The organism is Rhodovulum steppense (assembly GCF_004339675.1).
Taxonomy (GTDB): Bacteria; Pseudomonadota; Alphaproteobacteria; order Rhodobacterales; family Rhodobacteraceae; genus Rhodovulum; species Rhodovulum steppense.
The window spans coordinates 20,111-39,487 of the sequence record NZ_SLVM01000018.1 but is presented as its reverse complement, the minus strand read 5'-3'; the positions used below and the strand labels follow the sequence as shown (position 1 = coordinate 39,487).

Sequence of the window (19,377 nt, the reverse complement as noted above, 5' to 3'; positions counted from 1 at the left end):
CCCTACTCCACGTTCTGAATCTGCTCGCGCATCTGGTCGATCACATGCTTGAGGTCAAGACCGATGCGGGTCAGCGGCGTGGATTGCGACTTGGAACACAGCGTGTTGGCCTCGCGGTTGAATTCCTGCATCAGGAAGTCGAGCTTGCGTCCGATGGGGCCATCCGCATCCAGCAGCGCGCGCGCCGCCTCGACATGGGCCGAAAGCCGGTCCAGTTCCTCGCGCACGTCGGATTTGACCGCGATCATCGCCAGTTCCTGCGCCACCCGGCCCGGGTCGGCGCCCTCGGAATTGTCCAGCACCCGGGCGAGATTTGCGCGCAACGATTCGGCCATGTGCTCGCGCCGCGCCTCGGCGGCCCGGGCCGCGTCCTCGACCAGCTCGGCGATCTGGACAAGATGATCGCGCAAAAGCGCCTCCAGCGCCTCGCCCTCGGCGGCGCGCATCGCGGCGAAATCGTCGATCAGCCTGTCCAGGTCGGCCAGCAGCGCGGCTGTCAGCGCCTCGGTCGCGGCCTCGGGCAGCGTGGTGTCGGCCACGCCGCGCAATGTCAGGATGTCGGTCGCGCTGGGCACCGCCAGGCGCATATTGTGTTCGGCCGCCGCCGCCTCGACCTTCCTGAGCATGACAAGCGCCGCTTCGAGCGCGCGCGCGTCGATCATCGCCGACCCCGCCCCCGTCGCCTCGCGCTGGACCTTCAGCCCCAGCGTCACGCTGCCCCGCGCGATCCGCCCCTGAACCACCGTCCGCGCCGCCTGTTCCAGCCCCGGCAGCCACTCGGGCAGGCGCAGCCGCAGATCCAGCCCCTTGCCATTGACACCGCGCAGTTCCCAGGTCCAGCCATGGCCATACCCCTGCCCGCCGCGCGCGGCGAAGGCGGTCATCGAGTTAGGCATATTCGTTAACCATTGGTGAAGACTTTCCTCTCGCTCATGGCTTTTTTGTGGCAATATTTGGCCCGTGGGGGCTGTATCGCACTAGCACTTCCCGCGCAGGCCGACAACGGCGGCCGCGGTGGGCTGGCGGGCGGCCGGGATGGATGTGATCAGGGTGACGAGATGTCCGAGAACGAGAAAAACCTGAAGGCCGCAGTGATTGCGCTGGCAGGGTATCGCGCGGGTGGCGCCTTGCCCGCGCTGGACGAGATCGAGACCTATTGGCGCGGATTGGTGGATGCGAACGGTATCGCACCCAGCCGGGCCGAGCTGGATCCGCGCGCCTTTTCCCGGTCGCTGTCGAACTGCTTCATTGCCGAATCGATCACGCCGCGCCACCTGCGGCTGCGGCTGACCGGCCAGCATCTCAGCGATGTGATGGGCATGGATATGCGCGGGATGCCGCTTTCGGCGATCATCCTGCCCGATTCCCGGCCGCATCTCGAACAGTTGATTTCCGATGCTCTGGTCGGGATGACCGGGCCGGTCCGGATCAGCCTGTTCGCGCCGCCACGTTTCGGCCAGCCCGCGCTCTACGGCGGCATGGTGCTGCTGCCGCTGCGCGACGAGCCCGGGGCGCCGCGCCGGATGCTGGGCGCCTTCGCCACGGTCGGCAAACCCGGCCGCGCGCCGCGCAGGTTCCGCATCCTGGGCGCGGCCGAGGTCGATCGACCCACCGCCACACCTGCCGGCCGCCCCGCCCTGAAGGTGATCGACGGCGGGCTCTCGGCGCGCCCCTGACAGGCCGCCGCCGAACGACCGCTCCTTCGCGGTCAATGATTGCGGGAAAGGCGGTTATGGCACCTCTCCTGCGCGGTCAAACCACTCGTTCAAACTGCTGCGGCCGCCGCGCTGTCGCCCGTGCGCGCCGCCAGTTCCTCGGCCACGAGGAAGGCCAGTTCCAGCGCCTGGGACGCATTCAGCCGCGGATCGCAGGCGGTGTGATAGCGCGAGGACAGATCCTCGTCGGTCACCGCGCGCACGCCGCCGGTGCATTCGGTCACGTCCTTGCCGGTCATCTCGACATGCACGCCGCCCGGGATCGTGCCCTCGGCCGCATGGACGGCAAAGAACTCCTGCACCTCGCGCAGCACCGAGTCGAAGGGCCGCGTCTTGAACCCGCTGGCCGACTTGATCGTGTTGCCGTGCATCGGATCGCAGGTCCACACGACCTGCGCCCCCATCTCGCGCACCACGCGGATCAGCCGCGGCAGATGGTCGCCAACCGTCCCCGCCCCGAACCGCGCGATCAGCATCAGCCGACCGGGGATGTTCTTCGGGTTCAGCTTGTCGATCAGCACCTTCAGATCGTCGTCGCTGATGCTCGGCCCGCATTTCAGCCCGATCGGGTTCATCACGCCGCGACAGAACTCGACATGCGCGCCATCCACCTGCCGCGTGCGATCACCGATCCACAGCATGTGGCCCGACCCCGCGATCCAGTTGCCCGAGGTGGAATCGACCCGGCAAAGCGCCTCTTCGTATTCCAGCAGCAGCGCCTCGTGCGAGGTGAAGAAATCCACCGTCGACAGGCCGTTCATCGTGTCGCCGTTCACCCCCGCCGCCGTCATGAAGGCCAGCGTGTCCGAAATGCGGTTGGCCATGTCGCGGTATTTCTCGGCCTCGTCCCGGTCGGTGAAGCCCAGCGTCCAGGCATGGACCCGGTGGATATCGGCAAAGCCCCCCTTCGAGAATGCGCGCAACAGGTTCAATGACGCCGCGGCCTGGGTATAGGCCTGCAACATGCGCGCCGGATCGGGGATGCGCGCCTCGGGCGTGAAGTCGAACCCGTTGACGATGTCGCCGCGATAGGCGGGCAGTTCGATGCCGCCCTGCATCTCGGTCGGCGCCGAGCGCGGCTTGGCGAATTGCCCTGCCATCCGGCCCACCTTGATGACCGGCAGCTTGGCGCCCCAGGTCAGCACCACCGCCATCTGCAACAGCACCTTGAAGGTGTCGCGGATCGTGTCGGCCGAGAACTCGGAAAAGCTCTCGGCGCAATCGCCGCCCTGCAACAGGAACGCCTCACCCCGCGCGGCCTGGCCCAGCTTGGCCGTCAGGTTGCGCGCCTCGCCCGCAAAGACCAGCGGCGGATACTTGGCAAGCTGGTCCTCCACGGCATGCAGTATCGCCGCATCCCTGTAGTCGGGCATCTGCACCCGGGGACGGGACCGCCAGTCGGATTTCTGCCAGGTCGTCATCGCTTCGCTCCGCAGGTCTGTCGCATTCCGTGGCGCCTTATAGGGGCAAGCGCGCCCTCCCGCCACCATCAATTCCCCGTGGCGCTCTTGATCCGCCCCGGCAAACCTGCTTTCGCTGAAGCGAATTAGCGCGCGGAGGCGGACGTGGCGGCAGGCGCCCGGGACAGCGACCTGATCGGGGGGATGGCGGATGGCAGCCGCCCGCAGGATCTCGTCTTCGTCCTGCTCGACCGCTTCACCATGCTCAGCTTCGCCGGTGCGATCGAACCCTTCCGCATCGCCAACCGCATGTCCGGCAAGACGCTCTACCGCTGGCGCCTGGCGGGCGAGGGCGGCGACTGGGCCACCTGTTCCAACGGTGCGCGGATCGCGCTCGACATGGATCTCGACGCGCTGGGCCGCGACGAGATCGTGCTGGTCTGCGGCGGCATCGACGTGCAGGCGGCCACGACGAAGCGGCTGGTGGGCTGGCTCAGGCGCGAGGCGCGCCAGGGCCGGGTCATCGCGGGGCTTTGCACCGCGGCCCATGCGCTGGCGCGCGCGGGGCTTCTGGACGGGCGCCGCGCCACGATCCACTGGGAGAACCAGGACAGCTTTGCCGAGGATTTCCCCGAGATCGAACTGACGAAATCGGTCTTCGTGATCGACGGCAACCGGATGAGCACGGCGGGCGGCACGGCGTCGATCGACCTTGCGATCACCATGATCGCCCGGACCCATGGCCTGGACCTGGCCAATGCGGTGGCCGACCAGCTGATCTATTCCTCGATCCGCACCGACCAGGACACCCAGCGGCTTTCGGTCCCCACAAGGATCGGCGTGCGCCACCCCAAGCTGTCCCAGGTCATCAAGGTCATGGAGAAGAACCTCGAGGATCCGATCTCGCCCGCGACGCTTGCCCGGGATGTGGGGATGAGCACGCGCCAGCTCGAACGGCTGTTCCGCCGCTATCTCAGCCGCAGCCCCAAGCGCTATTACATGGAACTCCGGCTCGCCAAGGCGCGCAACCTGCTGATGCAGACCGACATGAGCGTGATCAACGTGGCGCTGGCCTGCGGCTTCGCCTCGCCCAGCCATTTCTCGAAATGCTACCGGGCCCATTACGCCACCACCCCCTATCGCGAACGCGGCAGCCGCGGCGACGCCATTGCGGACTGACCGCCCGCCCCTGCCCCTGCCCGCGCCCTGTGCTTCTTCTTGGCCCAAATACCCCCGCGCGGGCCGCAGGCCCGCGCCACGCCCAACCCCGGACAAGCGGGGCGTCAGCCCCGCGCCTGACGGGGGCGGGAGCGCTCCCCCGCCGCGGATGCCCCGCTTGTCTCTTGCCACCGGCCGCCGGTCCCGGCCAGTCTCGACCCGAAGCCGTCAGCAGGGACCACGCCTCCGATGCATTGCCTGTTCTTCGACGTCCGCCCGAAACCGGGCCACATGGATGCCTATTTCGCCCATGTCGACCGGCTGCGGCCGGTCCTCGCGCGCCATCGCGGGCTGATCTGTCTGGAACGCTTCCGCCCGCTCGACGCGCCTGACGCCCTGCTCTCGCACCAGATCTGGGCCGACGAGGACGCGATCACCGCCTGGCGGCATGACATCGCGCACCGCGCCAGCCAATGGGCGGGCCAGCGGGTCCATTTCGAAAGCTACCGCATCCGCGTCGGCCCCCAGGCAGTCCACCCGCCCGAGGGCGCGGCGCGCTGGCTGGTCGCCGCCTATGGCCCTGCACCGGCCGCATCCGGGCGCAGCCATGAAAGCGTCACGCGCCCGGGCCGCTTCCTGACGCTGGCCGAGGCGACAGAGGGCGCGGCGGCACAGGGGCTTGCCGAGGGCATGGCGTCGGGCGGCGCCGACGAGGTCCGCATCTTCGCGATCACGCGCGACTACACGATGACCGACCGGGCCGAGGCGCCCGCCTATTGCCCGGTCTCGGGCAGAAGCCGGTAAAGCGCCCCGTCCGTCACCGACAGGAACCAGATCGCGCCCTCGGGGCCTTCGCGCAGATCGCGCACCCGGCCGGTCTGGGGCGCTTCCAGCCGTTCCTCGGCGAACCCGGAATCGGGGTCCAGCCGCGACAGGAAGCCGGAATTCAGGCTGCCCGAGAACAGATGCCCCCGCCATTCCGGCCAGAGCGCCCCGGAATAGATCATCAGCCCCGAGGGCGCGATGGACGGATCCCAGTAATGCACGGGCTGTTCCATCCCCGGCTTCGCCGTCCCCTCGCCGATCTTCCGGCCCGAATAATGCCGCCCGTAGGAAATCACCGGCCAGCCGTAATTCGCCCCCTTCTCGATCAGGTTCACCTCGTCCCCGCCGCGCGCACCATGTTCGTTGACCCAAAGCCGCCCCTCAAGGTCCAGCGCCGCGCCCTGCGGGTTGCGGTGGCCATAAGACCAGATCTCGGGCCGCGCGCCCGGCTGCCCCACGAAGGGATTGTCCCCCGGCACCGTGCCGTCGCGGTTGAGCCGCAGCACCGAGCCCTCATGGCGCGCCAGATCCTGCGCGCTGCGATCCTCGCCGCGGTCGCCGATGGTCAGGAACAGATGGCCTTCCGGCCCCTCGACGATGCGCGAACCGAAATGCCGCCCGCCCCGCGCCCCGGGTGCCATGGCAAAGATCTCGCGAACCCCCTCCAGCCGCGTGCCGTCCTCCGACAGACGCCCCACGCCCAGCGCCGTGCCCTCGCCCCGACCCTGCCGCTTCGCATAGCTCAGGAAAATCTCGCGGCTTTCGGCGAAATCGCGCGGCACCAGCAGGTCCAGCAACCCGCCCTGCCCCACGGCCGCCACATCCGGCAGCCCCGCGACCTCGGCCGCCACACCGTCGGCGATCCGCACCAGCCGTCCGCCCCGCTCGGTCACCAGCACGCTGCCATCAGGCAGAAAGCCGATGGCCCAGGGCTCGCTCAGGCCGGTGGCGACGGTCTCGATCCGCAGCGGCCCGGCGGAACTGTCCAGCGCGCGGGCGGGATCGGACAAGGGCAGGAACAGGGCAGCCGCGCCAAGCACAAGCCCGGCAAGGCGCAGGATCGGTCTGGAACCACGGTGTCGCATCCGGGGAAACCTAGGACGCAGCCTGGTCAAGCCAAGCCCGGATGCGGCGCGGTTTCCCTTCCCTTTTCATACGGGCGCCACTAGTCTGCCCCGCGGATTTCATTCCAACACGGGAGTTCAACAATGAAAAAACTGCTTCTGGCCAGCGCGGCCACGCTGGCCCTTGCCGGGACGGCAACGGCCGACGAGGTCAAGATCGGCATCATCTTCGGCTTCACCGGGCCGCTCGAATCGATCACCCCGGCCATGGCGGGCGGTGCGGAACTGGCGATTGCCGAGATCAACGCCGCCGGAACCTTCATGGACGGCGCGACCGTGACCTCGGTGCGCGGCGACTCGACCTGTGTGGACGCCGCCGCCGCCACCGCCACCGCCGAGCGTCTGGTGACCTCGGACAAGGTGCATGCCATCGTCGGAGCCGATTGCTCGGGCGTGTCGGGCGCGATCCTTCAGAACGTGGCACGGCCCAACGGCATCGTGATGATCTCGCCCTCCTCGACCTCGCCCGCGCTGTCGAATGCCGAGGATGACGGGCTGTTCTTCCGCACCGCGCCGTCGGATGCGCGCCAGGGCGAGGTGATCGCCGAGGTGCTGCAGGAACGCGGCATGGGGTCGGTCGCGATCTCCTACACCAACAACGATTACGGCAAGGGCCTGGCGGATTCGATCAAGGCCGCCTTCGAGGCGACCGGCGGCACCGTGACCATCGTCGCCGCGCATGAGGACGGCAAGTCCGACTACTCGGCCGAGGTCGCGGCGCTGGCCTCTGCGGGCGGCGACATGCTGGTGGTCGCGGGCTATGTCGACCAGGGCGGCCGCGGCGTGATCCAGGCCTCGATCGACACCGGCGCCTTCGACACCTTCTTCCTGCCCGACGGGATGTATGGCGAGTCGCTGATCGCGGCGATCGGCCCCGAGCTGAACGGCTCGTTCGGCACCGTGCCCGGCACCGACAGCCCCGGCGCGGCGACGATCCAGGAAATGGCGGCGGCGGCGGGCTTCGACGGAACCTCGTCCTATGTCGCCGAAAGCTATGACGCGGCGGCGCTGATCCTGCTGGCGATGCATGCGGCGGGCTCGACCGCCTCGGCCGATTTCAAGGACCGGATCATGGATATCGCCAACGAGCCGGGCGAGAAGATCTATCCCGGCGACCTGGCCAAGGCGCTTGAGCTTCTCGCGGCGGGCGAGCAGATCGACTTTGTCGGGGCCACCGCGGTCGAACTGATCGGACCGGGCGAGAGCGCGGGCAATTTCCGCGAATACACGATCACCGACGGCGCCTTCGTCACCGACCGCTTCCGCTGAGGCGCGGGACGGCGACTGGCCAAAAGGACAGGCGGCCCGGGGCTTTTCCGGGCCGCCCCCTTGCGCTAAGCACGCGCGCCAGAACGCGGGGGATGGGAACGTGATCCGGGTAGAGAACCTGCACAAGCATTTCGGCGGCTTCCACGCGGTGGACGGCGCCTCGATCGAGATCGCCACGGGCTCGATCACCGGGCTGATCGGGCCGAACGGCGCGGGCAAGTCGACGCTGTTCAACGTGATCGCGGGCGTGCTGCCGCCGACCTCGGGCAAGGTCACGATGGCGGGCGAGGACATCACGGGCCTGCCGCCGCATGACCTGTTCCACAAGGGGCTGTTGCGCACCTTCCAGATCGCGCATGAATTCAGTTCCATGACGGTGCGCGAGAACCTGATGATGGTGCCCGCGGGCCAGTCGGGCGAGACGTTGTGGAACGCCTGGTTCGGGCGTGGCCGCGTGGCCGACGAGGAAAAGGCGCTGGCCGCCAAGGCCGACGAGGTGCTGGACTTCCTGACCATCGACCACCTGGCCGATGAACGGGCGGGCAACCTGTCGGGCGGGCAGAAGAAGCTGCTGGAACTTGGCCGCACGATGATGGTGGACGCCAAGGTGGTGTTCCTCGACGAGGTCGGGGCCGGCGTGAACCGCACGCTTCTGAACACGATCGGCGATGCCATCGTGCGGCTGAACCGCGAACGCGGCTATACGTTCTGCGTGATCGAGCATGACATGGATTTCATCGGCCGGCTGTGCGATCCGGTGATCGTGATGGCCGAGGGCAAGGTGCTGGCCCAGGGCAAGGCCGACGAGATCATGCAGAACGAGGCGGTGATCGAGGCCTATCTGGGCACCGGGCTGAAGAACAAGCTGAAGGCGGAAGGCACGGCCTGAGCGGGGACGCGCAGGCGGAAAGGGCGGATTTGGGTATTTTTGCCAGGAAGAAGGACGGGGCGCGCGCGGATGGGTGAACCTTTCCTGATCGGCGACCGGATGACCGGCGGCTATGGCGGCGCGGACATCCTGCATGGCTGCACGGTGGCGGTCGAAAAGGGCGAGATCGCGGTGATCGTGGGCCCCAATGGCGCGGGCAAGTCGACCGCGATGAAGGCGGTGTTCGGAATGCTGAACGTCCATTCGGGCGCGGTGCGTCTGAACGGCGAGGACATCACCGCCCTGACGCCGCAGGCCCGCGTGGCCAAGGGCATGGCCTTCGTGCCGCAGACCAGCAACATCTTCACCTCGATGAGTGTCGAGGAAAACCTGGAAATGGGCGCCTTCCTGCGCCGCGACGACATCTCGGGCACGATCGAGGAGGTCTATCACCTCTTCCCGATCCTCAAGGAAAAGCGTCGGCAGGCAGCGGGCGAGTTGTCGGGCGGCCAGCGCCAGCAGGTCGCCGTGGGGCGGGCGCTGATGACGAAACCCTCGGTCCTGATGCTGGACGAGCCCACGGCGGGGGTTTCCCCCATCGTCATGGACGAGTTGTTCGACCGGATCATCGAGGTCGCGCGCACCGGCATTTCCATCCTGATGGTGGAACAGAACGCCCGCCAGGCGCTGGAGATCGCCGACAAGGGCTATGTGCTGGTGCAGGGGCGCAATGCCTATACCGATACCGGCAAGGCACTTCTGGCCGATCCCGAGGTGCGCCGCACCTTCCTGGGGGGCTGAGATGGGAAAACGCTTCCTTCTCATGGCTTTACTGGCCGTTCCTGCGATCCCGGCCGAGGCCGCGCCGACCATGCTGGACTGCACGGCAGACCTGGCCTGCGTGACGCGGGTCGACAGCGTCTGCGACCCGGTCGATCTGGGCTATGCCATGGAAGTACCGCGCAAGACGGGCGACAAGCTGATCCTGACCACGGCCGAGGGCGAGCGGTTCTTCGAGTTCCGCCGTCTGGACGATGCGCCGGGCGTGCTGGTGCAGGCCGCGGGCGGCGCGCTCGAACCCGGCCAGGGTGCGGGCGCGATGACGGTGTTCGACGATCTCGGCTTCGTTCTGACCCGGCACAGCCTCTTGCCGCTGGATGGCGCCGAGTCCCCGTCCAGCGCGGTCGCGATCACGATCCATGGCCGCTGCGAGGCGCGCCGGTGATGCGCTGTACGTCATTCGGGATCGCCCGACCGGAAAATCCGGTTAGGATATCGGCGGATACGCGCCAAGCACCGCCGGCCGACCCCGTCGGCCCGCCCAGGAGGACAGCCATGCCGAACCGCCATCCCGCCGCCACGGGCGCGATCATTGCCCTGATGCTGGGCACGCCCCTGCCCCTTGCCGCGCAGGACGGCGCAAGCACCGACAACGATTTCGCGCTGGCCTGTGCCTTCGACCGGGAATGCCACGAGGCCGAACCCTGCACGGACGCCGATTTCGCCCTGGACGTGACCGGCCGCGTCGGCGGGATGGGCGCGGGGACCATGCTGGCCCGCGTGGTGCTGTCCTCGGTCTCGGGCGATGTCGACGCCTTCGGCACCCTGGATGGCGGCACGATGTTCCTTCAGGGCGGCGACGGCGCGTCCCGGTCCTATCTTGTCGTCACCAACGGCGCCGCACGCTACACCCTGCACATGGCCGAAGGGCCGACCGTCGTCACCTATCACGGAACCTGCGAGTAATGGATTTCCTGAACGCCGTCGTGGCGCTGGCCAATTTCGTTCTGATCCCCGCAACTGCCTATGGCGCGCAACTGGCGCTTGGGGCGCTGGGGGTGACGCTGATCTACGGCATATTGCGCTTCTCCAATTTCGCGCATGGCGACACGATGGCGTTCGGCACCATGGCGACGATCCTGGTGACCTGGGCGCTGCAGGCGGCCGGGATCTCTCTGGGACCGCTGCCGACCGCGCTTCTGGCGCTGCCAGCGGGCATCGCGATCACCGCGCTGCTGCTGCTGGGCACGGACCGGGCGGTCTATCGCTTCTACCGCGAACAGAAGGCCAAGCCGGTGATCCTTGTGATCGTCTCGATGGGGGTGATGTTCATCCTCAACGGTCTGGTCCGCTTCATCATCGGCCCGGACGACCATCGCTTTGCCGACGGGGCACGGTTCCTGATCGACGCGCGCACCTTCCGCGAGATGACCGGGCTGGCCGAGGGGCTGGCGATCCGCACCTCGCAGGCCATTACCATCGTGACCGCGGTGGTCGTGGTCGCCCTGCTGTTCTGGTTCCTCAACCGCACCCGCACCGGCAAGTCGATGCGCGCCTTTTCCGACAACGAGGATCTGGCGCTTCTGTCGGGCATCAATCCCGAACGCGTGGTGGCGATCACCTGGATCATCGTGGCAGCCCTGGCGACCACGGCGGGCGTTCTTTACGGGCTGGACAAGTCGTTCAAGGCCTTCACCTATTTCCAGCTTCTGCTGCCGATCTTCGCGGCGGCCATCGTCGGCGGCCTGGGCAATCCGCTGGGCGCCATCGCGGGCGGCTTCCTGATCGCCTATTCCGAGGTGACGATCACCTATGCCTGGAAGAAGGTGCTGACCTACCTGCTGCCTGACGGCATGGCGCCCGAGGGGCTCGTGCAACTGCTGTCGACCGAATACAAGTTCGCGGTCAGCTTCGTGATCCTGGTGATCGTTCTGTTGTTCCGTCCGACGGGGATTTTCCGGGGGAAATCGGTATGAAGCCCAGAGACATGGCCCTTTTCGCGCTGGTCGCCCTGCTGATCCTGGGCACCGGCTACCTGCAAAGCTGGAACGCGGCGCTGAACATCCTGAACATGGGGCTGATCTCGGCCATCATGGCGCTTGGGGTGAACATGCAATGGGGCTATGCGGGCCTGTTCAACGTGGGCGTCATGGGTTTCGTGGCGCTGGGCGGGCTGGGTGCGGTGCTGGTCGCGATGCCGCCCGTGGGAGAGTCCTGGTCCGCGGGCGGGCTGCGGGTCCTGTTCGCGCTGGGCATCGGGGTCGGCGTGATCGTGGGCGCGATCCAGCTCTGGCGACGGATGGCGCGGGGCGCGCTGCGCGGGCTCGCGATGGTGGTCTGGCTGGTGGCGGGCTTCTTCGTGTTCCGCGCGGTCTTCGACCCTGCCGTGGCGGCGATCGAGGCGGTGAACCCGGCCGCGACGGGCTATCTGGGCGGGCTGGGTCTGCCGGTGCTGTTCGGCTGGCCGGTGGGGGCGCTGCTGGCCGCGGGCGCGGCCTGGGTGATCGGCAAGACCGCGCTGGGGCTGCGCTCGGACTATCTGGCGATCGCGACGCTGGGCATCGCCGAGATCGTGATCGCGGTCCTGAAGAACGAGGAATGGCTGACCCGCGGCGTCAAGAACGTCATCGGCATCCCCCGCCCCGTCCCCTACGAGGTCGACCTGCAGGCCGATCCGGGTTTTGTCGAACGGGCCGCGGGCTTCGGGCTCGATCCGGTCACGGCCTCGACGCTGTACGTCAAGCTGCTTTATGCCGGGCTGTTCGCCATTGTGCTGATCGCGCTGATCTGGCTCAGCCAGATGGCGCTCAGATCGCCCTGGGGGCGGATGATGCGCGCGATCCGCGACAACGAGGTGGCGGCCGAGGCGATGGGCAAGGATGTCAAGGCACGCCATCTGCAGATCTTCATCCTCGGATCGGCGGTCTGCGGGCTGGCCGGCGCCATGATGATCACGCTGGACAGCCAGTTGACGCCCGCCAGCTACCAGCCGCTGCGCTTCACCTTCCTTGTCTGGGTGATGGTGATCGTCGGCGGCTCGGGCAACAATTTCGGGGCGGTTCTGGGCGGGTTCCTGATCTGGTTCCTCTGGGTGCAGGTCGAACCCTTCGGCGCCTTCCTGATGGAGGTGCTGACCAGCGGCATGGCCGCCGACTCGGCGCTGCGCGCGCATCTTCTGGACAGCGTGGCGCATATGCGGCTGCTGACCATGGGGGTGATCCTGCTTCTGGTGCTGCGCTTCAGCCCGCGCGGGCTGATCCCCGAACGCTAGGGAACGGGGGCGGCGTGCTAGCCGTTGCAGGCGCAGCCCGGGGGTTTTCTGCAACTATGTGTGCGGCTGATGCATGTGTCGCCGCACGCCTTCCCCTGACGGCAGATCTTGCAGCAAGACGCGTTGTTTATCTTCTCTGCGCCGGGCGAAAGGGTCTGTTCCCGCGCGGCTTGGGGAACGGGACTTGCGACAGGCTCTGCAAAGACAGCAATCGGCAGAACCCAGACCGCCACAAGAAATGCCGTGCGGATCATATGCCCCCCTTGGCCATCAATCCCCAAGTTGCGATCAGTATCCTGCAAGGGCAGTCTTGCATGTCGTCCCTCCCGGGGTCCAATGGCAATGCGCACGCCGCGCCTCAGCGTGAGGTCGAATGGACGAGGTGCTGATCCTGCTGCCGGCCGCGGGCGCCTCGGCCCGGATGCGGGGGCGCGACAAGCTGCTGGAGCCCGTCGATGGCGTGCCGGTCCTGCGCCGTCAGGTCATCGCGGCGCTGGCCACCGGGGCGCCGGTGATGGTGACATTGCCGCAGGGTGCGGGCGCGGGCCGGGCATCGGCCCTGGCGGGGCTGGCGGTGCGCATTGCCGGGATCGACGCCGCCGAGGGCATGGCGGCCTCGCTTCGCGCAGGGGCTGCGGCAGCCGATCAGGCAGGCGCGCGGGGGCTGATGGTGCTGCTGCCCGACATGCCCGGGATCACCGCCGGGGATCTGCTGCACCTGCTCGCGGCCTTCGATCAGGCCCCCGACCGCGTGCTGCGCGCCTCTGCCCCGGACGGGACGGCGGGCCATCCGGTGATCTTTCCCGCCCGGCTGCTTCCCGCGCTTGGCACGGTGCAGGGCGATGCGGGGGGACGCGCGGTGCTTGCGGGCGAGAGCGTGCGCACCTGCACACTGGAGGGAGACCGCGCGATCCTCGACCTCGACACGCCCGAGGACTGGGCCGCCTGGCGTGCCCGGACCGGCCTCTGACGCGCAGAAAGGCGCCCCTACCCCAGCGCCCCGGCAACCCGCATCTGCCGGGCATAGAGGTAGAAGAAAGTCGCCATCCCGGCCGCGCCCGCGATCATGGCAACCCCGAACAGGCCCGACACCTCGACAAGCGGCGGCACGGCGAACAGGATCAGCCAGCCCGCCGACCCCAGCATGGCCAGCGCCGCCACGCCCAGCACCCAGGGCGCCGCGCCCAGCCGCAGGAACAGCATCACCGACCCCAACAGCCCGCCCCAGACCGCGATCGCCCAGGCCCCGTCCAGCGCCGAGGGAAGCGAGGTGAAATACTCGGCATTGCTTTGCGTCAGGATCTGCAGATAGGGCGCGACGCCATATTGCGTCAGGACATAATCCGCGCAGCCCGCAAGGTTCCACAGGATCGCGAGGATCGCGACCGGCATCAGGTGCCAGATCTCCGTCTCGTCGGTCATCGCCGCCCCTGCCTTGCCCGTTTGGCCCTGCTGCCAAACTGCCTGCAAGCGGCCCCCGCTGTCCAGCGGGTGCGACAACATGGGTCGGACCGGGCACGGCGTTGACGCCGACCCGGTCCTGCCCCGTCAGCCCGAGACATCGAGGCGCCCGGCCGAACCGCATGGAGGGATCCCCCACCCCTCTTGAAACCGGCCGGGACACCGCACTTTTCCCCTGCCCTCGTCCGCCGGAATAGACGGACAGGACAGGCACGGCGCCCCGGCCTTGTCATGCGGCCACCCCATGGCCCAGGCCCGATGTCCCCCCAGCAAGGCCCGGTCAGGGTATGGCGGCCGAACTCGCGGCCCAAGGGAAATCGGGCCGAAACAGGGCGAAAGCCGGGCGGGAACGGTCGGCCCTGCCCCGGACCGCCGCGGGCGTCGGCGGGCGGATGTCCGCGACTGTTTCCGCAGCGCGGCCGATTGTCCGAAAAGCCGGAACAATACGGCTCATGCACCCGGCATTGGCCGCGTGCCGGAACCGTATCGACGCCAGAATCGGTCCAAACCCGGCTGCGCAAAGACCCGGCCGACTCTGGGTCAGGTTCCCCTGCCCGCCGTCCTGCCCGGATGCCGAAACGGAACCGATCGGCGCGGGGCGCAAGGATTGGGCGCACCGGGGAAACAGCCCCGCAAGACGCCCCGATCCGGGCCGAATCGATTCCTGCGCTGATCGTTCGATGTGGTGCCCGAGGCGAGAGTCGAACTCGCACGCCTTGCGGCGGAGGATTTTGAATCCCCTGCGTCTACCATTCCGCCACTCGGGCCACGCCCCGCTCTAGCGCGCGGCCGCGCGCGGGTCAATCGGGTCGGCCCGCTTCGGGGCGCGCGCCCTCGTCTTGACGCGGCATCGCCCCCGTGGCTTCTGGACCCGGACCGAACCGAGGACCGCCCGCCAATGCTTCGCCGCCTCTATGCCTGGACCATGTCCCTGGCCGACCACCCGCATGCGCTGACCGCGCTGTTCCTGGTCGCCTTCGTGGAAAGCTCGGTCTTCCCAATCCCGCCCGATGTGCTGATGATCCCGATGATCCTGGCCCGCCCCTCGCGCGCCTGGCTGATCGCCGGCGTCGCGCTGCTGGGCTCGGTTCTGGGCGGGCTTCTGGGCTATCTGATCGGCTGGGGCTTCTTCGAGACGCTGGGCCGCCCGGTTCTGGAATTCTACGGCAAGGACGCCTATTTCGACGCGTTTTCCGAGCGCTACAACGAATACGGCGCCTGGGCGGTGCTGATCGCGGGGATCACGCCCTTTCCCTACAAGGTGATCACGATCCTGTCGGGGTTGACGTCGCTGAACCTCGGCGTCTTCATTGTGGCCAGCGTGATCGCACGGGGGCTGCGCTTCTTCGTGCTGGCCGCGCTGCTGTGGAAATTCGGGGGTCCGATCCGCGCCTTCATCGAGCGCTATATGGGCCTGCTCTTTACCCTGTTCGTGCTGCTGCTGCTCGGCGGATTCTACGCGGTGAGATATCTATGACCAGAATGCTGACGATGACACGCAACCGCGCGATCTTCCTTGCCGCGGCGGGATCGCTCGGCATCCTGCTGGCGGGATACTGGTTCCAGTATATCGTCGGTCTCGCGCCCTGCATCCTGTGCCTGTGGCAGCGCCTGCCGCACATGATCGCGACGCTTCTGGGCATGGCGGCGATCGCGGTGGGCGGGCGCATCCTGCCGCTGGCGGGCGCGGTCACGATGGTCGTTTCGGCCGGGCTTGGGATCTACCATACCGGGGTCGAGCGGAAATGGTGGCCCGGCCCCGCCTCGTGCACGGGCGATGCGGCGGGCTTCCAGGCACTGACGCCCGAACAGATGCTCGACCCGACACTGGTCCGCCCGGTCGTGCTGTGCGACCAGGTCCAGTGGGAGATGTTCGGCCTGTCGATGGCCAGCTACAATGCCATGATCTCGCTGGCCTTCGCGGGGCTCTGGCTCTGGGCGTTCCTTCACGGCCGAGGCGCGGCGCGGTCATCTAGTGCAGCGTGAACTCGCCGACCACGTTCTGCCATTCCCCGGGCGAGATCATCTTGCGATGGGTGAAACGCACCGAATGCAGCGGCCCCTCGATGCTTTCCTGCCAGAACTCGATGAACCTGAACAGCCGCGGGTGATCGGGGGCGAGGTCGTAATCCTGCCAGATGAACGTGTTCAGCACATTGCGGTAATCGGGCATCCGGTAGAAGAACTCGGCCGTGGTCAGGCCATAGCCCTTCAGCATCAGCTCAGTCTCGGTCGGGCGCACGTTTGAACCTCCTGTTGCGTTAACGGTTCAATGATGCCGAATCGCTGTTTATTTTCAATGAAAACAGTATGTTGTCACTCCTGTCGCGCGGCTGCCAATGGCGGGGCCGGACGAGCATTGCACCCAACATGAAGGTTCTGTTAGAGTGCGCCCAACAATATGTAGCATCGCCACGAAAGGGCGGATACTGACGTGAGCGACACGCCGGAAACCCCTGAAAACCAAGACGAAAACGGCTCCAGCGCAGGGGCGCCTCGTGCCGTCCATGACGGCCCGACCATTGCCATCGAGCAGGAGATGCAGACCTCCTATCTCGATTACGCGATGAGCGTGATCGTCAGCCGCGCGATCCCGGATCTGCGCGACGGCCTGAAACCCGTGCACCGGCGCATCCTTTACGCGATGCACGAGACCGGCAACACGCATGACAAGCCCTATCGCAAGTCGGCCCGCCCCGTGGGCGACGTTATGGGGAAATACCACCCGCATGGCGACAGCGCGATCTATGACGCGCTGGTGCGGATGGCGCAGGATTTCTCGATGTCGCTGCCGCTGCTGGACGGGCAGGGCAATTTCGGCTCGATGGATGGCGATAACGCGGCGGCCATGCGCTATACCGAGGTGCGGATGGACAAGCCCGCCGCGGCGCTGCTGGCCGATATCGACAAGGACACGGTCGATTTCCAGCCGAACTATGACGGCAAGGACCTGGAACCCACCGTCCTGCCCGCGCGCTTCCCGAACATGCTGGTCAACGGCGCGGGCGGCATCGCGGTCGGCATGGCCACCAACATCCCGCCGCACAATCTGGGCGAGGTGGTCGATGCCACGCTGGCGCTGATCGCGAACCCGGATCTGTCGACCGAGCAATTGATGGAATACGTCCCTGCCCCGGATTTCCCGACCGGCGCGCAGATCCTCGGCCGCTCGGGCGCGCGCAAGGCCTATCTGGAGGGGCGCGGCTCGGTCATCATCCGGGCGAAGACCCGGATCGAGGAAATCCGCAAGGACCGCTTTGCCATCGTGGTGGACGAGATCCCCTATCAGGTGAACAAGGCCACGATGATCGAGCGCATCGCCGAGGCCGCGCGCGACAAGCGGATCGAGGGCATCGCCCATGTGCAGGACGAATCCGACCGGGTCGGCGTGCGCGTGGTGATCGAGCTGAAACGCGACGCCACGCCCGATGTCGTGCTGAACCAGCTGTTCCGCTTCACGCCGATGCAGACTTCCTTCGGCTGCAACATGCTGGCGCTGAACGGCGGCCGCCCCGAGACGTTGACGCTTCGAAAATTCCTCACGTCTTTCATCGACTTCCGCGAGGAGGTTGTCGCACGACGCACGGCGTTCGAACTGCGCAAGGCGCGCGAGCGCAGCCATATCCTGTGCGGTCTGGCCGTCGCGGTGTCGAATGTGGACGAGGTGGTGGCCACGATCCGCGCATCAAGCGATGCCGCCGAGGCCCGCGCGCGCCTCATGGAACGCCGCTGGCCTGCCGCCGATATCGCCGACTACATCCGGCTGATCGACGATCCGAGCCACAAGATGAACGAGGACGGCACCTATTACCTGTCCGAGACCCAGGCCCGCGCGATCCTCGATCTGCGGCTGCAACGCCTGACCCAACTGGGCGTCAAGGAAGTTACCGACGAACTTGAAGACCTTGCCGCAAGGATCAAGGATTACCTCGATATTCTGCGCTCGCGCGACCGGATCATGGAGATCATTTCCAACGAGCTGAAAGAGGTCCGCGACCAGTTCGCCGTCCCCCGCCGCACCGAGATCGCCGACTGGTCCGGCGACATGGAGGACGAGGATCTGATCGAGCGCGAGGACATGGTCGTGACGGTCACCCAGTCCGGCTATATCAAGCGCACGCCGCTGGCCGAGTTCCGCGCCCAGCGCCGCGGCGGCAAGGGCATGTCGGGGATGCAGACCAAGGAAGAGGATGTGGTCACCACCCTCTTCGTGGCCAACACCCATACACCGCTCCTGTTCTTCACCACCGACGGGATGGTCTACAAGCTGAAATGCTGGCGCCTGCCGCAGGGTGGACGCACCGCCAAGGGCAAGGCCATCGTCAACATCCTGCCGATCGCGACCGGCGTCTCGGTCGCCGCGATCATGCCGGTGGACCGGCCCGAGGCGGAATGGGACGAGTTGCAGATCGTATTCGCGACCTCGGCGGGAACGGTCCGACGCAACCAGTTGTCGGATTTCACCAACGTCATGCGCAACGGCAAGATCGCGATGAAATTCGAGGATGAGCACGCCGAGACGCAACTTATCAACGCGCGCATCTGTTCCGAGGATGACGACGTGATGCTGGTCACGGCGATGGGGCGGGCCATCCGGTTCCCGACCACGGATGTTCGGGTGTTCAACAGCCGCAGTTCGGTAGGCGTGCGCGGCATCCGGCTGTTGAACGACGACCGGGTCGTTTCGATGTCGGTCATCCGCCATTTCGACGCCAGCTCCGAGGAGCGCACCGCCTATCTCAAGCAGCGCCGCCTGATGGCCGGTGTCACCGAGGAGGAGGAGTCCGACGACGAGGAAGAGGCCGTTGCCGAGGGCCAGCTTTCGCCAGAGCGTTACGCGGAAATGTCGGCCGCCGAGGATCTGATCCTGACGATCACCGCGGGCGGCACCGGCAAGCTGTCGTCCAGCCACGACTACCCGGTGCGCGGGCGCGGCGGCCAGGGCGTGCAGGCCATCGACAAGGCGATGCGCGGCGGCAGGCTGGTCGCCTGTTTCCCGGTCGAGATCGACAACCAGATCATGCTGGTCACCTCCACCGGCCAGTCGATCCGCTGCCCGGTCGAGGATATCTCGTTCCGCTCGCGCAGCGCGGGCGGCGTGCGGGTGTTCAATACCGCCCGCGGCGAAGAGGTCGTCTCGGTCGCCTGGATCGCCGAGCAGGCCGAGGACGAGGGGCCCGGCGACGCCGAATAGGCGCGCCGTCTGGTCAGGGGGGGGGAACGCGCGATGCACAAGGTCGCCAACCGCGAGGCTCTGGACGGGGTGCAGCAGATGCATCGCGGCGTGCACATGGCGCTGGACGCGCTCGTGAACCACGGCGATACCGAGGCCGCGGTCGAGATCCTGCGCCAGATCGACGCCGCCATGGTCGACTGGATCAACGAGACCCGGAAGATGCGCTGAGGCGGCACCAATGTCGTCCCGCCGCATGCGCCACGCCTGCCTAAAAAACAGGCGCCTGCCCGGAAATGCGCCCCTGCCCCGAAGCTTGCATATTGCTCTGGC

20 protein-coding genes and 1 tRNA gene are annotated in these 19,377 nt (G+C 67.3%); 15 read left to right on the top strand and 6 right to left on the bottom strand.

The genetic code is table 11. The features are described 5' to 3' along the window. Positions 1-2: 2 nt before the first annotated feature. Positions 3-884: a YicC/YloC family endoribonuclease gene (locus EV216_RS12520; protein ID WP_132695871.1), complete on the bottom strand. Its 882-nt coding sequence runs from the start codon at positions 882-884 to the stop codon at positions 3-5. Positions 885-1,058: 174 nt separating this feature from the next. Between EV216_RS12520 and EV216_RS12515 the strand changes: the two genes are divergently transcribed. Beyond that, positions 1,059-1,676: a PAS domain-containing protein gene (locus EV216_RS12515; protein WP_165899238.1), complete on the top strand. Its 618-nt coding sequence runs from the start codon at positions 1,059-1,061 to the stop codon at positions 1,674-1,676. A gap of 89 nt (positions 1,677-1,765) precedes the next feature. Here the strand turns inward: EV216_RS12515 and EV216_RS12510 are convergent, their stop codons facing one another. Further along, complete coding sequence (locus EV216_RS12510; protein WP_132695869.1) at positions 1,766-3,136, bottom strand: class II 3-deoxy-7-phosphoheptulonate synthase; 1,371 nt, start codon at positions 3,134-3,136, stop codon at positions 1,766-1,768. Positions 3,137-3,319: 183 nt separating this feature from the next. On the opposite strand from EV216_RS12510, the gene EV216_RS12505 reads away from it, so the two are divergent. After that, the gene (locus EV216_RS12505) at positions 3,320-4,294 is read left to right on the top strand and encodes a GlxA family transcriptional regulator (protein ID WP_132695899.1); all 975 of its coding nucleotides are present in this window, start codon (positions 3,320-3,322) and stop codon (positions 4,292-4,294) included. Positions 4,295-4,522: 228 nt separating this feature from the next. Next, a complete protein-coding gene (locus tag EV216_RS12500) occupies positions 4,523-5,077 on the top strand; it encodes an antibiotic biosynthesis monooxygenase family protein (RefSeq protein ID WP_132695868.1) in 555 nt (184 codons plus the stop codon). Here EV216_RS12500 and EV216_RS12495 read toward each other — a convergent pair. After that, a complete protein-coding gene (locus tag EV216_RS12495; protein ID WP_132695867.1) occupies positions 5,047-6,183 on the bottom strand; it encodes a PQQ-dependent sugar dehydrogenase in 1,137 nt (378 codons plus the stop codon). The two genes, EV216_RS12500 and EV216_RS12495, sit on opposite strands and share 31 nt — an antisense overlap. 123 nt (positions 6,184-6,306) lie before the next feature. Between EV216_RS12495 and EV216_RS12490 the strand changes: the two genes are divergently transcribed. The 8 genes from EV216_RS12490 to EV216_RS12455 all read left to right on the top strand — a co-directional run bounded on the left by EV216_RS12490 (position 6,307) and on the right by EV216_RS12455 (position 13,380). Beyond that, positions 6,307-7,491, top strand: a complete 1,185-nt coding sequence (locus tag EV216_RS12490; RefSeq protein ID WP_132695866.1) for an ABC transporter substrate-binding protein — start codon at positions 6,307-6,309, stop codon at positions 7,489-7,491. Between the two features lie 100 nt (positions 7,492-7,591). Further along, positions 7,592-8,380 carry an ABC transporter ATP-binding protein gene (locus tag EV216_RS12485; RefSeq protein ID WP_132695865.1) on the top strand — a complete coding sequence of 263 codons (789 nt, stop codon included), beginning with the start codon at positions 7,592-7,594 and terminating at the stop codon, positions 8,378-8,380. 69 nt (positions 8,381-8,449) lie between these two features. After that, the gene (locus EV216_RS12480; RefSeq protein ID WP_132695864.1) at positions 8,450-9,160 is read left to right on the top strand and encodes an ABC transporter ATP-binding protein; all 711 of its coding nucleotides are present in this window, start codon (positions 8,450-8,452) and stop codon (positions 9,158-9,160) included. A 1-nt stretch (position 9,161) separates the two neighbouring features. Further along, the gene (locus EV216_RS12475; protein ID WP_132695863.1) at positions 9,162-9,584 is read left to right on the top strand and encodes a hypothetical protein; all 423 of its coding nucleotides are present in this window, start codon (positions 9,162-9,164) and stop codon (positions 9,582-9,584) included. A 110-nt stretch (positions 9,585-9,694) separates the two neighbouring features. Next, entirely contained in the window at positions 9,695-10,105 is a 411-nt protein-coding gene (locus EV216_RS12470) for a hypothetical protein (protein ID WP_132695862.1), read from the top strand. Further along, the gene (locus tag EV216_RS12465) at positions 10,105-11,115 is read left to right on the top strand and encodes a branched-chain amino acid ABC transporter permease (protein ID WP_132695861.1); all 1,011 of its coding nucleotides are present in this window, start codon (positions 10,105-10,107) and stop codon (positions 11,113-11,115) included. The genes EV216_RS12470 and EV216_RS12465 overlap by 1 nt, the downstream gene beginning before the upstream one ends. Further along, complete coding sequence (locus EV216_RS12460) at positions 11,112-12,410, top strand: branched-chain amino acid ABC transporter permease (protein ID WP_132695860.1); 1,299 nt, start codon at positions 11,112-11,114, stop codon at positions 12,408-12,410. The genes EV216_RS12465 and EV216_RS12460 overlap by 4 nt, the downstream gene beginning before the upstream one ends. A 373-nt stretch (positions 12,411-12,783) precedes the next feature. Continuing rightward, a complete protein-coding gene (locus EV216_RS12455) occupies positions 12,784-13,380 on the top strand; it encodes a nucleotidyltransferase family protein (RefSeq protein ID WP_132695859.1) in 597 nt (198 codons plus the stop codon). A 17-nt stretch (positions 13,381-13,397) separates the two neighbouring features. Here EV216_RS12455 and EV216_RS12450 read toward each other — a convergent pair whose 3' ends face one another. Both EV216_RS12450 and EV216_RS12445 read right to left on the bottom strand, forming a co-directional pair. Beyond that, positions 13,398-13,832: a hypothetical protein gene (locus EV216_RS12450; protein WP_132695858.1), complete on the bottom strand. Its 435-nt coding sequence runs from the start codon at positions 13,830-13,832 to the stop codon at positions 13,398-13,400. Positions 13,833-14,554: 722 nt separating this feature from the next. Further along, positions 14,555-14,638: transfer RNA gene (locus EV216_RS12445), tRNA-Leu, on the bottom strand. Between the two features lie 131 nt (positions 14,639-14,769). Here EV216_RS12445 and EV216_RS12440 point away from each other — a divergent pair. Both EV216_RS12440 and EV216_RS12435 read left to right on the top strand, forming a co-directional pair. Next, the gene (locus EV216_RS12440; RefSeq protein WP_132695857.1) at positions 14,770-15,348 is read left to right on the top strand and encodes a YqaA family protein; all 579 of its coding nucleotides are present in this window, start codon (positions 14,770-14,772) and stop codon (positions 15,346-15,348) included. After that, on the top strand, positions 15,345-15,857 hold the full coding sequence (locus tag EV216_RS12435; protein ID WP_243642069.1) for a disulfide bond formation protein B: 513 nt from the start codon (positions 15,345-15,347) through the stop codon (positions 15,855-15,857). The genes EV216_RS12440 and EV216_RS12435 overlap by 4 nt, the downstream gene beginning before the upstream one ends. Here the strand turns inward: EV216_RS12435 and EV216_RS12430 are convergent. Beyond that, positions 15,844-16,113 (bottom strand): usg protein, encoded by a 270-nt coding sequence (locus EV216_RS12430; protein WP_132695856.1) that lies wholly within the window; start codon positions 16,111-16,113, stop codon positions 15,844-15,846. The genes EV216_RS12435 and EV216_RS12430 overlap by 14 nt on opposite strands. A gap of 192 nt (positions 16,114-16,305) precedes the next feature. Between EV216_RS12430 and gyrA the strand changes: the two genes are divergently transcribed. Both gyrA and EV216_RS18300 read left to right on the top strand, forming a co-directional pair. Further along, positions 16,306-19,065 (top strand): DNA gyrase subunit A, encoded by a 2,760-nt coding sequence (gene gyrA, locus EV216_RS12425; RefSeq protein WP_132695855.1) that lies wholly within the window; start codon positions 16,306-16,308, stop codon positions 19,063-19,065. A 33-nt stretch (positions 19,066-19,098) separates the two neighbouring features. Next, the gene (locus tag EV216_RS18300; RefSeq protein ID WP_165899237.1) at positions 19,099-19,275 is read left to right on the top strand and encodes a hypothetical protein; all 177 of its coding nucleotides are present in this window, start codon (positions 19,099-19,101) and stop codon (positions 19,273-19,275) included. The last annotated feature ends 102 nt before the right edge of the window (positions 19,276-19,377 follow it).

Bases quoted from the DNA above. Each gene is read 5' to 3' on its own strand.
- EV216_RS12465 (WP_132695861.1), top strand. From the start codon at position 10,105: ATGGATTTCCTGAACGCCGTCGTGGCGCTGGCCAATTTCGTTCTGATC.
- EV216_RS12475 (WP_132695863.1), top strand. From the start codon at position 9,162: ATGGGAAAACGCTTCCTTCTCATGGCTTTACTGGCCGTTCCTGCGATC.
- EV216_RS12490 (WP_132695866.1), top strand. From the start codon at position 6,307: ATGAAAAAACTGCTTCTGGCCAGCGCGGCCACGCTGGCCCTTGCCGGG.
- EV216_RS12510 (WP_132695869.1), bottom strand. From the start codon at position 3,136: ATGACGACCTGGCAGAAATCCGACTGGCGGTCCCGTCCCCGGGTGCAG.
- EV216_RS12435 (WP_243642069.1), top strand. From the start codon at position 15,345: ATGACCAGAATGCTGACGATGACACGCAACCGCGCGATCTTCCTTGCC.
- EV216_RS12450 (WP_132695858.1), bottom strand. From the start codon at position 13,832: ATGACCGACGAGACGGAGATCTGGCACCTGATGCCGGTCGCGATCCTC.
- EV216_RS12515 (WP_165899238.1), top strand. From the start codon at position 1,059: ATGTCCGAGAACGAGAAAAACCTGAAGGCCGCAGTGATTGCGCTGGCA.
- EV216_RS12480 (WP_132695864.1), top strand. From the start codon at position 8,450: ATGGGTGAACCTTTCCTGATCGGCGACCGGATGACCGGCGGCTATGGC.
- EV216_RS12455 (WP_132695859.1), top strand. From the start codon at position 12,784: ATGGACGAGGTGCTGATCCTGCTGCCGGCCGCGGGCGCCTCGGCCCGG.
- EV216_RS12500 (WP_132695868.1), top strand. From the start codon at position 4,523: ATGCATTGCCTGTTCTTCGACGTCCGCCCGAAACCGGGCCACATGGAT.
- EV216_RS12470 (WP_132695862.1), top strand. From the start codon at position 9,695: ATGCCGAACCGCCATCCCGCCGCCACGGGCGCGATCATTGCCCTGATG.
- EV216_RS12520 (WP_132695871.1), bottom strand. From the start codon at position 884: ATGACCGCCTTCGCCGCGCGCGGCGGGCAGGGGTATGGCCATGGCTGG.
- EV216_RS12460 (WP_132695860.1), top strand. From the start codon at position 11,112: ATGAAGCCCAGAGACATGGCCCTTTTCGCGCTGGTCGCCCTGCTGATC.
- EV216_RS18300 (WP_165899237.1), top strand. From the start codon at position 19,099: ATGCACAAGGTCGCCAACCGCGAGGCTCTGGACGGGGTGCAGCAGATG.
- EV216_RS12505 (WP_132695899.1), top strand. From the start codon at position 3,320: ATGGCGGATGGCAGCCGCCCGCAGGATCTCGTCTTCGTCCTGCTCGAC.
- EV216_RS12495 (WP_132695867.1), bottom strand. From the start codon at position 6,183: ATGCGACACCGTGGTTCCAGACCGATCCTGCGCCTTGCCGGGCTTGTG.
- EV216_RS12440 (WP_132695857.1), top strand. From the start codon at position 14,770: ATGCTTCGCCGCCTCTATGCCTGGACCATGTCCCTGGCCGACCACCCG.